Source organism: Streptomyces rishiriensis, from assembly GCF_030815485.1.
Lineage (GTDB): Bacteria > Actinomycetota > Actinomycetes > Streptomycetales > Streptomycetaceae > Streptomyces > Streptomyces rishiriensis_A.
Map to the genome: position 1 here is coordinate 166,827 of NZ_JAUSWV010000001.1, position 12,406 is coordinate 179,232.

A 12,406-nucleotide genomic window follows, 5' to 3' on the forward strand; every position below is an offset into this window, starting at 1 on the left:
TGCGGGGATTGCGGACACATCATAAGTCACGCCAATACTCGGCATACAAATAATCGATTTCCCCTATCACGGAGGTTCCGGCGAGATTGGTCCCATCGCAACGAGGAGGACACGTCCGTGAAACGCGCAGTCACGTCCGCCCCTGTCGACGGGCCCTTCGCACTCGGCGCTCTCTCCGCCTCAGACGGAGTCCCTTACCCCGCTCCGGTCACTCCGGACGAGCGGGCCCGCCACCTTCGTGAGGCCTTCGGCGCTCCTGGACTGACGACCCGTTCGCTCCTGGAGCAATGGGCAGACGCGGCGCCCCGCCGGCAGCACGTCATCGCCCGCGTGGCGGAGGCGGCCCAGTGACTCTCGACCGCACCAACCCCGAGGGTGCCATCGCCGAGGCCGCCAAGGCGTACTCCAACTGGGGGCGTTGGGGCTCCGACGACCGGCTCGGCACGCTCAACTTCCTCGACGAGGGCAAGCGGCGTGAGGGCGCGGCACTGGTGCGGCGCGGGGTCAGCTTCTCGCTCGCGCAGCGCTTCGACATGGACGGCCCGCAGAAGGGCTGGCGGCGCCGTACCAACCCAGTGCACACCATGCTCGACACCGGCACCGATGCCGCCCTCGCCAACCAGGGCTTCCCGCACGGGATGGGCGGCGCCGACGACGTCATCGCGATGCCCTTGCAGTGCTCCACCCAGTGGGACGGCCTCGGCCACATCTTCGACCACGGCAAGGCGTGGAACGGCCGGGACGCCGCGAAGACCGTCACCTCCGACGGTGATCTCGTCACCGGCATCGAGCACATGGCCCCGTACGTCGCCGGACGCGGCGTGCTGCTCGATGTGGGGCAGGTGGTGGGAGAGGGCGGTGAGTTGCCCGACGGATTCGCCATCACCGAGGAACACCTGTCGGCCACCGCCGAAGCGCACGGCGTCGCCGTCGGCCGCGGCGACCTCGTCCTCGTACGGACCGGACGCCTCGCCAGGGCACGACGCGAGGGCTGGGGCGAGTACGCGGGCGGCCCCGCGCCCGGCCTCTCGTTCAGCACGGCCGGTTGGCTGCACCGCACCGAGATCGCCGCAATCGCCACCGACACCTGGGGCTTCGAGGTGCGGCCCAACGAGTTCGAGCACGCCTTCCAGCCGCTGCATCAGGTGGCCATCCCCAACATGGGCCTGCTCATCGGCGAGATGTGGGACCTGGACGCGCTCGCCGCCGACTGCGCGGCCGATGGCGTCCATGACTTCTGGCTCACCGCCGCGCCGCTGCCGATCACCGGCGCCGTCGGCTCACCCATCAATCCGATCGCCGTCAAGTAACCGCCGTCAACCATCCGCAGGAACAAAGGGGTTCCCCGCATGAGCACAGTCCGCACCGTTCTCGTCATCGGGGGCGGCTCGGCCGGCAACGCCATGACCATTCTGCTGCGCCGGGCGGGAATGGCCGTGGATCTCGTCGAGGCGAAGGAGGACTGGAACGCCACCGCAGGCTCCGGCATCACCGTCCAGGGCAACGCCCTGCGTGTGCTGCACGAACTCGGAGTGTGGGAGCAGGTACGGGCATCCGGCTTCCCCTTCGACTCGTTCGGTGTCACCGCGCAGGACGGCACGGTCCTGCAGGTGGTCGAGGACATCCGCACCGGGGGCGACGAGCTGCCCGCCACGGTCGGTATGCAACGCCCGCAGCTGCAGCAGATCCTCATCGACGCCGTCCGGGCGAGCGGCGCCCGCGTCCGGCTCGGTACCCGCGCCGAGATCCTGAGCCAGGACGCCCATGGCGTGGACGTCCGCCTCAGCGACGGCACCACGGGCCGCTACGACCTGGTGATCGCCGCCGACGGCATGGGCTCCGCCACCCGTGCCGGGATCGGGATCGAGGACCGCCCGGTGCCGACAGGAATGGCCATCTGGCGTGTCGCCGCCCCACGTCCCCAGGGGCTCGATCGCACCGATCTCACCTACGGCGGCAGCGCCTTCATCGCCGGGTACTGCCCCACGAGCGAGCACACCCTCTACGCGTACGTGGTCGAGGCCAACCGTGACCGCTCCTCCCTGCACCCCTCGTCCTACGCGGACGAGATGCGCCGCCTCCTGAAGGGCTACGGCGGTCACTGGCCCGAGATTCTCCCGCACATCGACGATCCGTCGAAGGTCAACTACACATGGTTCGACCGGATGCTGGTCGAAGGCTCCTGGCACCGCGGCCGGGTGGTGCTCATCGGTGACGCGGCGCACTGCTGTCCGCCCACACTGGCGCAGGGAGCGGCCATCTCCCTGGAGGACGCCCTCGTCCTGGCCGAGCTGCTCACCGCCGCCGACGTATGGGACGGCGCGCTGTTGCAGGCGTTCCACGACCGCAGAATCCACCGCGTACGCGCGGTGGTGGAGGCGTCCGTGCAGATCGGGCAATGGCAGCTGGACGGGGCCGGGGGGGCGGACGTGCCAGGGCTGATGAGCCGGACGCTCGGCACGCTCCGCGACCTGCCGTGAGCCCTTCGACACCCACGAGTGCGGCGCCGCGCACCGTGCGGCCGCCCGACACCGGCCTCCACGCCGTACGCGGCGGAGGACACTGCGGCCCTGCTGCTCCCTACTTGATCTGTTCCAGGAGGAACTCCTCATGAATGCCCACCTGTTGACCCATCTGCGCCACGTCGACCTGGCCGTACCCGACTACGACAAGCAGCTCGACTTCTATTCGGGCATCTGGGGCCTGACCAAGACCGCCGAGGACTCCGGGATCTCGTTCCTCGCCGCCGAAGGTTCCCCCGAGCAGTACGTCGTCCGGCTGCGCAAGGCGGACGAGAAGCGACTCGACCTCGTCTCCTACGGCGCCGCGAGCCCCGCGGACGTGGACACGCTCGCCGAACGACTCCTTGCAGGCGGTGTCGAGCTGATCACGCGCCCGGGTCAGGTGGCCACCCCCGGAGGCGGATACGGCTTCCGGTTCTTCGACGTGGACGGTCGCACCATCGAGGTCAGCGCCGACGTCGCCGTACGACAGCACCGCAAGGTCGAGGAGAGGGAGTCCATCCCGGTCAAGCTCTCCCACGTCGTCCTCAACTCCCCCGACCTCCACAAAACCCGTGCCTGGTATGAGCGTCACCTCGGGTTCCGCCTGACCGACACCCTCAGCCACCCGAAGATGGGTGAGGCGATGCACTTCATGCGGATCTCCAGCCAGCACCACTCGATGGCGATCGCCCAGGGCCCACACACCGCGCTCCACCACATCTCGTTCGAAATGCGGGGCATCGACGAGTACATGCGCGGTTCCGGACGGCTGCTGCGCGCCGGAATACGCAAGCTCTGGGGGCCGGGCCGGCACATGGCAGGTGACAACACCTTCACCTACTTCCTCGATCCCCACGGCAACACCGTCGAGTACACCACTGAGCTGGAGATCCTCGACGAGGACACCTGGCACCCGCATGTCTACGACTTCTCGCAGCCCGAGGTGTCCGACCAGTGGGGGACTGCGAACCCGATGAACGAACTCATCGTCAAGGAATCGTTCAACGACGTCGACCGCGGTGTTTTCGTCGCACCACCGGTCTGATCCCTCCCCCCTGATCGCGGGGGCGCGGTGGCCCTGTCCATGCCTTGACTCCACCGCGTCCCCGGCCCCGGCCTGTGTCACCCCGATCCTCCGAGCCAGGAGCCGTTCATGCGTTTCGCCGCATACGAGCACCAAGACCAACGGCAGTGCGCCGCCGTCGCCGCCGACGGCCGACTGCACCCGATCACCGGCGGACACACCCTCACCGAACTGATCGCGCTCGGCGCACTCACCGACGCGGGCGCCGCCGCCCTCGCCACATCGGCAGGCCCCCACGTCAGCCAGGTGCGACTCCTGCCGCCCCTCCAGCCCGCCTCCATCCGGGACTTCGTCACCTTCGAGGAACACGTCGAAGGGGTACGCCAGTCCGTCGACGGCGTCGCGGGCGTCCCCGAGCAGTGGTACGCGGCGCCCACCTTCTACTTCACCAACCCGCACGCCGTCTTCGCCCCGCACGACGACATCCCGATGCCACCCGGCGCCGCCGTCCTCGACTACGAACTCGAGGTCGCCGCCGTCATCGGCCGCGAGGGCCGCGACCTGACGCCCGAGCAGGCACGCGAGCACATCGTCGGCTACACCGTCTTCAACGACTGGTCCGCGCGTGACCTCCAGTCCGCCGAGATGAAGGTCGGCCTCGGACCCTGCAAGGGCAAGGACACCGCCACTACCCTCGGCCCCTGTCTCGTCACCACCGACGAGCTGGAGCCGTACCGCGACGCCGACGGCTTCCTGCGCCTGGCCCTGACGGCCGAGGTCAACGGCCAGGTCATCGGCAAGGACCTGCTCTCCAACATGAGCTGGACCTTCGAGGAGATGGTCGCCTACGCCTCGCGCGGCACCCGCGTCGTCCCCGGCGACGTCCTCGGCTCCGGCACCTGCGGCAACGGCGGCTGCCTCGCCGAACTGTGGGGCCTGCGCGGCGAGCAGACCCCACCGCCGCTCAAGCCCGGCGACACCGTCACCCTCACCGTCGAAGGCATCGGAACCATCTCCAACACCATCGTGCCCGCAGCAGAGCTCGTACCGCTGCCCACCGGCCGTCGCGCCAAGCGGGAGCGGCCGTGAACGTGCCGCATCCCCAGCGACTGCTGGGCAAGGTCGTCGTCGTCACCGGTGCCGCGCGCGGCCAAGGCGCGGCCGAGGCCGAGCTGCTCGCCCGCGAAGGCGCACGCGTGATCGCCACCGACATACGCCCCGACGGCGACCGCTGCCGCCGTCTCGACGTCACGAGCGAGAGCGGATGGGCCGCGCTCGCCGGCGAGCTGCGGGACACCTACGGGCAGGTTCACGGCCTCGTCAACAACGCGGGCATCACCTGGCGTGCCCGCGTCGGCGACGTGCGCCCCGAGGACTTCGACCGGGTCCACGCCGTCAACGTCACCGGCCCGCTCCTCGGCATACAGCACCTGGTCCCGATGATGCCCGCGGGCTCGTCCATCGTGAACGTGGGCTCCTCCGCGGCGCTCACCGCGCACTACCCAGTGGCCTACACGGCCAGCAAGTGGGGTCTGCGCGGCCTGTCGCATGCCGCAGCACTGGAGCTGGGGCCGCGCAATATCCGCGTCAACACCATCCACCCCGGCTACATCGAGACGGAGATGACGGCGTCGGCCGCACCGGCGTTCCGCGAGGCCAACGTCCGAGAGACACCCCTCGGCCGCACCGGCACGGCCGACGAGGTCGCCCCGTTGGTTGCCTTCCTGCTGTCCGACGAGTCCTCGTTCATCACCGGTGCGGAGATTCCTGTCGACGGCGGTATGACCGCCCACGGAGGCACCAAGTCCATCTCGGACGCGCTGCGTCCGCCCGCACAGGAGATGTCGTGAAGAGGCTCGACGGAAAGGTGGCGCTGATCTCTGGGATCGCCCGGGGACAGGGCCGGGCGGCAGCCCTGCGGTTCGCCGCCGAGGGAGCGCTCGTCGTCGGCGGCGACCTGCTGCACACGAAGGCCCTCGAAACCCAGCGCCTCATCGGGCGGAACGGTGGCACCGCGATCGTCCCGGGCCCCCTCGACGTCACCGACGAGGAATCCGTGCGGGCCTGCGTCGAGGAGGCGACAGCCGCCTTCGGCGGCATCGACATCGTGTACGCGAACGCAGGAGCCGTCCGATTCGGGGCAATCGACGAACAGTCCTACGAGGACTTCGCCTTCACCATGCGGGCCGAGCTGGACTCCGTGTGGCTCACCGTCCGCGCGGCCTGGCCCCATCTTGCGACCCGTCGCGGCTGCGTACTCACCGTAGGTTCCACAGCCGGCCTGACCGGCTCCCTCACCAACCGGCGCACCGCGCACTCCGCCTCCAAGGGCGCCGTGATCGCGATGACCCGCCAACTCGCCGCCGAGGGAGCGCCGCTCGGGATCCGGGCCAACTGCGTCAGCCCCGGCATGATCACCACCGAGGGCTCGCGCGACAACCTGCTCGCCGACGACCACCCCATGCGGACCATCGCAGGACACATCCCCCTCGGCCGGGTCGGAACACCGGACGACGTCGTCAACGCGGCCGTCTTCCTCGCGTCCGACGAAGCCGCCTACATCACCGGCGCCAACCTCGTCGTCGACGGCGGCTGGTCCACCGTCCTGCCCGGCGCCGCCACCTGACGTCCCTCCCGGCGCCAGCACCTGAAGGGAAATTCCCCGCACATGACCGAGAACGGCACCCCCCGATGACCCTGTTCCTCACCGATACAGACGTCCGGGCCACCTTCGACTGGGGCGAGGCCATCGCCGCACTCCGCAGCGCGTATTCCGCCCCACCCGACGAAGCCCGTTTCCCCGCACGCTCGATAGCCCGCGGGGAAGGCCTGTGGCTGCGCACGCTGAGCGGAGTGCCGGGCGACGGCAGCCCCATGGGCGCCAAACTGATCGCCGCCTCAACGCGCAACCGCCTCGCCTCGTACCTGATCCCACTGTTCGACCAGGAGACCGTGGAGCTCACGGCTCTCCTGGACGGACACTCGATCACCGGCTACCGCACGGCGGCCACCTCCGCGCTCGCCGCCGACGTGCTGGCACCGCCAGGACCGTTGCGGGCAGCGGTGATCGGCTCCGGTTTCGAGGCGCAGAACCACGTGCGCGCGCTCGCGGCGATCCGCACACTGTCGGCCGTCACGGTATTCAGCCCCAACCCGGCCAGCCGTCTCCGGTTCACCCGCGAACTCGCCGACCTGAACGTGCCGCTGGCCACGGCGGACAGCGCCGAGGCCGCCGTCGACGGCGCGGACCTGGTGATCTGTGCGGCCCGGTCACGGGACGAGCAGCCGACCCTGCGCACCGCACCGCCCGGGACGACGATCGTGTCGATCGGCTCCACGCTGCCCGAGCAGCGCGAGGTCGGCGTCGAGGTGGTCGCCCAGGCCACCGTGATCGTCGCGGACATGCCCGACGAGGTCGACCATGACACCGGCGACCTGATCGCCGCCAAGGACGCGGGCGTCGCCTTCGCCGACAAGCTCGTCCCCCTCGCCGACGTCGTCGCCGGCCGCACCGCCGGGCGTCCGGCCGGCCGGCCGGACGCGGTCGTGCTCTACAAGTCCGTCGGCTCAGCCGTCCAGGACCTCGCCGTCGCCGCCATGTGCGCCCGGCGAGCCGCCGAGCTGTCCATAGGCACGACGCTGCCCGTCACCCTTTCCCCCGTCCCGAAGTGAGCATCACCATGAGCGATCCCGCACGCGCCAAGCTCGACGATCCGGCTCTACTCAAGAGCACCGCCTACGTCGACGGCACCTGGATCACCACGCCCGGCACGCTTCCCGTGCACAACCCGTCCACCGGAGAGCTGCTCGCCACCGTGCCGCTCCTGGACCGCGCGCAGACCGCGGATGCCGTCCAGGCCGCCGACCGCGCGCTGCCCGGCTGGCGGGCCCGCCCCGCCAAGGAACGCTCCAGGCTGCTGCGCCGCTGGTTCGACCTGGTCACCGAGCACGCGGCGGACCTCGCCCGGCTGATCGTTCTGGAGGAGGGCAAACCGTACGCCGAGGCCTTGGGCGAAGTCGCCTACGCCGCCTCGTTCCTCGAGTGGTTCGCCGAGGAGGCCAAGCGGATACGCGGCGACGTGATGGAGGCCCCCGAGGCGTCCCGGCGGATCGTCGTCCTGAAGGAACCTGTCGGTGTCGTCGCGGCGATCACGCCGTGGAACTTCCCCGCCGCAATGATCACCCGTAAGGCGGGGCCCGCGCTGGCCGCGGGCTGCACGATGGTCCTCAAGCCCGCCGAACAGACCCCGCTCACCGCGCTCGCCCTCGCCGTGCTCGCCGAGCGCGCGGGCATTCCCGTCGGTGTCTTCAACGTGGTCACCGGCGACCCCCGCGAGATCGGCCCCGAGCTGACGGGCAACCCGCTCGTCCGCAAGGTGACCTTCACCGGCTCCACCGAGGTCGGCCGGCTGCTGCTCGCCCAGTCGGCGCAGACGGTGAAGAAGACGTCCATGGAGCTCGGCGGCAACGCCCCCGTCCTGGTCTTCGACGACGCCGACCTGGACGAGGCCGTCGAAGGCGTTATCGCCACGAAATACCGCAACACCGGCCAGGCGTGCATCAGCGCCAACCGGGTCTACGTACAGGACGGTGTCCACGACGCGTTCGCCGAGAAGCTCGCCGCGAAGGTCGCCGCGCTCGCCGTCGGAGACGGCTTCGACGAGGGCGTCCAGCAGGGCCCGCTCATCGACGAGGACGCGGTGGCGAAGGTCGAGGCCCACGTGGCGGACGCCGTCGCCCACGGCGCCGTCGTCATGCAGGGCGGCAAGCGCCACGCTCGCGGCGGCCTCTTCTACGAGCCGACCGTGCTCGCCGGAGTGACGGCCGAGGCGGTCATCACCCGCGAGGAGACCTTCGGACCGGTCACCCCGCTGGTGCGCTTCACCGACGAGCAAGAGGCGGTCCGCATGGCCAACGACACAGAATTCGGCCTGGCCGCCTATCTGTTCGCCAAGGACGCCGAGCGCATCTGGCGCGTCGGCGCCGCCCTGGTGGCAGGCATGGTCGGCATCAACACCGGACTGATCTCCAACGAGATCGCGCCCTTCGGTGGGGTCAAGCAGTCCGGACTCGGTCGCGAGGGCTCGGTCTACGGCCTCGACGAGTACCTCGAGCTCAAGTACCTCGCCTGGGAAGGCGCGAAGACCCCGCACCCCTGACCCTCCACGCCGCACTCCCCACCGCATCGCACGTAAGGAGCACCCTCATGGCACGTTACACCCGCGCGGAAGCCCGCGACTGGGCACGCGAGAACCTCGTCGGCGTCGTGAACTGCACCATCCCCTCGTTCACGAACGACCTGCGGCACATCAACGAGGAGGCGATCCGGCACGACACCCGCCTCGCCATCGAGCACGGCTTCGGCGGCACCCTGGCCGTCTCCGAGGTCGCCATCCAGCTTCCCGAATACCTGGACTTCCAGCGGATCATCAAGGACGAGGCCGGTGACCGGCTCCTCCTTGTCCACCACGCGAGCTGGAACAACCTGGAGCAGAACATCGAGGCGGTGAAGGGCGCGGAGGAAGCGGGCGCCGAACTGGTGTTGCTGTCCTACCCGCCGAACTTCTACCCGGAGTCCGAGCAGGACATCTACGACTACACCAAGGCCGTCTGCGACGCGACGAACCTCGGAGTCATGCTCTTCCCGATGTACCTGTGGGGCTTCAGCCCGCGCATCCACCCCTCCGACATACCCGTACCTCTGCTCCGGCGCCTCATCGACGACTGCCCCAACATCGTCGCCATCAAGGCCGAAGGCGGCTTCCCCAGCATCCAGTCCGTCATCGAATGCCACCGCCACTTCGGCGACGAGGTCGTCATCTCCATGCCCATCGAGGGCGAACTGCTGCCCTTGTCGCAGATCATGCCGATCCAGTTCTCCGCCACCAGCGACCATGAGTACTACGGCCCAATGATTCCGCGCGCCTTCCAACTGCTGCGCGAAGGCAAGTACGACGAGGCCACCGAGATCTACTGGCAGCTCCACCCCGCACGCAAGATCAAGTCCGGACTCGCGGCCACCCTGAACGGCGGCGCGTTCATCAACCGCCAAGCCTGGAAGTTCCAGGGCTGGCTCCAGGGCTACAACGGCGGCCCACTGCGAATGCCCACCCAGCGCATCCACGACGCCCAGATGACCTCACTGCGCAAGGGTCTCATCGACGCCGGCCTCAAGCCCAGCATGGACCCGTTCTGCGAATTCTTCACCGGCCGCAACCCGGCCTGACTTCGGCGCCGTGTGGGGCAAGGATCACGGCCAGACCATTTCGCATTTTTTAGTAATCCCATCAACCTGCAACATATGAACGCGAGGAGACCGACATGATCAAGTTGGTGGCCGCCGTCCGGCGACGTCCCGGGATGACCCACGCCGAGTACACCGATTACGTCGAGAACGTGCACGGGGGCATCGCTCTCGACAACAAGCTGACCATCCGCAAGTACGTGCAGAACCACGTCTTCGACGCCGCCTACGGCACGAAGGGTGACATCGGGTACCACCTGACGATGCCGCGTGACTCCGTCACCGAGCTGTACTTCGACGACCCCGCCGCCATGGAGCGGACCTTCTCGGATCCGTACACACGCGACGTGGTGGGGCCGGATGGAGCAAAATTCAGCGACGAGCCCGCGGCGCTCAGCCTCCTCGTCGAGGAGCAGCGGACCGGCGCGCCCGTGCCTGGGAACGGCACGGTGAAGGTGCTGCACTTCGTCAAGGCCGCGGACGGCACCGCGCCGGATGCCTTCCGTCAGGGCTTGCGCCGGGCCCACGAGGACGTGCTCGCGGACTCCTCCGGCCCGGCCCGTCACCTGCTGGGCCACGAGTGGAACGAGGCCCTTCCCGGTGACGGGATGGCCGACTATTTCGGAGGCGACGCGGAGACGGCCTACGAAGGCTACTCGGCACTGTGGTTCGACGAGGCCGAAGCTCTCACGGCGTTCCGCGCCTACGAGGAAGCCCTGGCCGCGCGCGCGGATCAGTACGGCGCCAAGACCGACCCGTCTGGGTCTTTCTTCCTCCTGACTCGCGAAGTCGTGATCTTCGACGACCTGGGAGAGGCGGACACCGCGGCATGAGCTCGTAGGATCGGCGCGTGCCCAGCGACCATGGCCGTACCGCCGAGCACCCCGTCGTACCTCAGGACGGGGTGCTCGGTCTGCTGGGACCTGTGTACGCTCAGAACCTGGGCTACGGGTCCCGACCCGCGCCTTGTCCGTCCTGGGCCGGCTGGACATCTCGGACTCCGCCACCCGCACCACGCTGCACCGCAGGGTCCAACGCGGTCTGCTGGACTCGCACCGGGAACGCCGGAGCCAGGGCGGTTGCAAGTTCCGGGATAGCGCGGCTGGTCGGGTTGCGACCGGTCGGGGCGCATAGCAGAGCTGGCACGGGCTTCGTGATCATTTTAAGCACCTGAATTTGGCTTTTGCCTCGCCCGATCGAGCGATATGCCCGATCGGGAGCCCCGTGCATGAGTATCCCCATGACCACTTCGCAGCAGCGCAAGCCGTACCTGAGTGATCTGTCCGACGCCCGCTGGGAGTGATCGAGCCGACCTTGACGGCCTGGCGGGCCGAGCGACAGAAGACCTCGCTCAACCTCGGCGGCAAGGTCACTGACCTGCGAGAAGTGATGAACGCGATCCTCTTCCTCAACCGGACCGGCGTCCCCTGGCGCTACCTGCCGCACGACTTCCCGCCGCACACCACCGTGTTCAGCTACTTCAGCGCATGGACCGCCGACGGCACCATCGAGAAACTCGGCGTCCGCCTGCACCGAATGGTCCGTGAGCAGGCAGGACGCACCGCCGAGCCCACCGCCTGCGTTCTCGACGCACAGAGCGTGAAGACCGCCACCAGCGTCCCCACCGACACCCAGGGCACCGACGCCGGCAAGAAGATCGTGGGCCGCAAACGCAGCATCGTCGTCGACACCCTCGGCCTGTTACTGCTGGTCATCGTGACCGCAGCCAGCGTCTCCGACAATGAGGCCGGCAAACAGCTCCTGCGTAGCAACCGGATCACGTGGTCCGCAGAAAGGACTGTGTGAGGGCTTCTGCCAGATGTAGATACACGGACCCCTTGCGCATCAGTACTTGACCGGCACCCTCTTGGCCCGTGCGGCTGTCACGGGGCTCGCTGGGCGAGCCGACGGGTGGGAAGGGATGACGACCCTGGTGGTGTCCGTCGGGCGACGGTTGAGGGTCAGACCTGATCCGCCAGATTCCGATCACCGTCTCCCGAAGTGTGGCGGTGCGTACTCAGCGCCTGCGCTAGGGAAGGAACCACGGCAAGGAGTGTGCTGAGCTGGGTGAGGCGCAGCATGCCGCTGATGAACGGGGGTGGTGCGGCCAGGGTGAGCGCGGTGCCTGTGGCCTGGCCCCACTGCCACACGTTCAGCAGCATGGACAGCCCGGAGGAATCGAATGAGTCGATGCGGGACAGGTCCAGCATGAGATGGCGACAGTCGCTCTCGTTCAGCAGCGCCAGAATGCCGACGCGCAGTGCCATGACCGTGTCAAAGTCCACGACATCAGGAAGCCGTGCCACGGTCACACCGTCATCGCGCAACTGAACCGTCACCACGCTCGTCTCCCTCCGTCGAAATCGACTTACGTCTTCCCCATTGCCCGACCAGTACGCCCACCCGCCCGGTTGCCCACCGTCATGCCGCCGATGACGTGGCCGACCAGTTTGCACCGCCCGCGTTTTGAGGACGCCGCCTGTTCCGGTGTGGGGGTAACGCGCGTTGCGGATTAGCGGTGTGGCCCGCGCGTTCGCCCAGGAGCGACTGAGGTGCCGCCACGCCGTGCGGCTGCGTCGCGTACGCGACGACGTGGTGCCTCGCACCAGGATGACTTTCCCGTCGGCACCGAAG

Annotated in this window: 12 protein-coding genes and 1 pseudogene; 12 read left to right on the forward strand and 1 reads right to left on the reverse strand. The window is 68.7% G+C overall.

Going from position 1 to position 12,406, the window contains the following annotated elements; genetic code table 11:
• Positions 1-117: 117 nt before the first annotated feature.
• The 12 genes and pseudogenes from QF030_RS00875 to QF030_RS00930 form a co-directional block, all read left to right on the forward strand.
• Positions 118-351 (forward strand): hypothetical protein, encoded by a 234-nt coding sequence (locus QF030_RS00875; RefSeq protein WP_307160706.1) that lies wholly within the window; start codon positions 118-120, stop codon positions 349-351.
• The gene (locus QF030_RS00880; protein ID WP_307160707.1) at positions 348-1,310 is read left to right on the forward strand and encodes a cyclase family protein; all 963 of its coding nucleotides are present in this window, start codon (positions 348-350) and stop codon (positions 1,308-1,310) included. The genes QF030_RS00875 and QF030_RS00880 overlap by 4 nt, the downstream gene beginning before the upstream one ends.
• 39 nt (positions 1,311-1,349) lie before the next feature.
• Positions 1,350-2,480, forward strand: coding sequence for an FAD-dependent oxidoreductase (locus tag QF030_RS00885; protein ID WP_307160708.1), 1,131 nt, complete (start codon positions 1,350-1,352; stop codon positions 2,478-2,480).
• 130 nt (positions 2,481-2,610) lie between these two features.
• Positions 2,611-3,549: a VOC family protein gene (locus QF030_RS00890; RefSeq protein ID WP_307160709.1), complete on the forward strand. Its 939-nt coding sequence runs from the start codon at positions 2,611-2,613 to the stop codon at positions 3,547-3,549.
• A 108-nt stretch (positions 3,550-3,657) separates the two neighbouring features.
• Complete coding sequence (locus tag QF030_RS00895) at positions 3,658-4,617, forward strand: fumarylacetoacetate hydrolase family protein (RefSeq protein ID WP_307160710.1); 960 nt, start codon at positions 3,658-3,660, stop codon at positions 4,615-4,617.
• The gene (locus QF030_RS00900) at positions 4,614-5,378 is read left to right on the forward strand and encodes an SDR family NAD(P)-dependent oxidoreductase (RefSeq protein ID WP_307160711.1); all 765 of its coding nucleotides are present in this window, start codon (positions 4,614-4,616) and stop codon (positions 5,376-5,378) included. The genes QF030_RS00895 and QF030_RS00900 overlap by 4 nt, the downstream gene beginning before the upstream one ends.
• On the forward strand, positions 5,375-6,154 hold the full coding sequence (locus tag QF030_RS00905) for an SDR family NAD(P)-dependent oxidoreductase (protein WP_307160712.1): 780 nt from the start codon (positions 5,375-5,377) through the stop codon (positions 6,152-6,154). Before QF030_RS00900 ends, QF030_RS00905 begins: the two co-directional genes overlap by 4 nt.
• A 65-nt stretch (positions 6,155-6,219) precedes the next feature.
• Complete coding sequence (locus QF030_RS00910; protein ID WP_307160713.1) at positions 6,220-7,200, forward strand: ornithine cyclodeaminase family protein; 981 nt, start codon at positions 6,220-6,222, stop codon at positions 7,198-7,200.
• An 8-nt stretch (positions 7,201-7,208) separates the two neighbouring features.
• Positions 7,209-8,687 (forward strand): NAD-dependent succinate-semialdehyde dehydrogenase, encoded by a 1,479-nt coding sequence (locus QF030_RS00915; protein WP_307160714.1) that lies wholly within the window; start codon positions 7,209-7,211, stop codon positions 8,685-8,687.
• A 47-nt stretch (positions 8,688-8,734) separates the two neighbouring features.
• Positions 8,735-9,754, forward strand: coding sequence for a dihydrodipicolinate synthase family protein (locus QF030_RS00920; RefSeq protein WP_307160715.1), 1,020 nt, complete (start codon positions 8,735-8,737; stop codon positions 9,752-9,754).
• Between the two features lie 95 nt (positions 9,755-9,849).
• Positions 9,850-10,605, forward strand: a complete 756-nt coding sequence (locus QF030_RS00925) for an EthD domain-containing protein (RefSeq protein ID WP_307160716.1) — start codon at positions 9,850-9,852, stop codon at positions 10,603-10,605.
• 407 nt (positions 10,606-11,012) lie between these two features.
• A pseudogene (locus QF030_RS00930) lies at positions 11,013-11,536 on the forward strand (IS5 family transposase); the annotation flags it as partial.
• A 197-nt stretch (positions 11,537-11,733) separates the two neighbouring features.
• Here QF030_RS00930 and QF030_RS00935 read toward each other — a convergent pair.
• Positions 11,734-12,111: an STAS domain-containing protein gene (locus QF030_RS00935; RefSeq protein WP_307160717.1), complete on the reverse strand. Its 378-nt coding sequence runs from the start codon at positions 12,109-12,111 to the stop codon at positions 11,734-11,736.
• Positions 12,112-12,406: the final 295 nt, after the last annotated feature.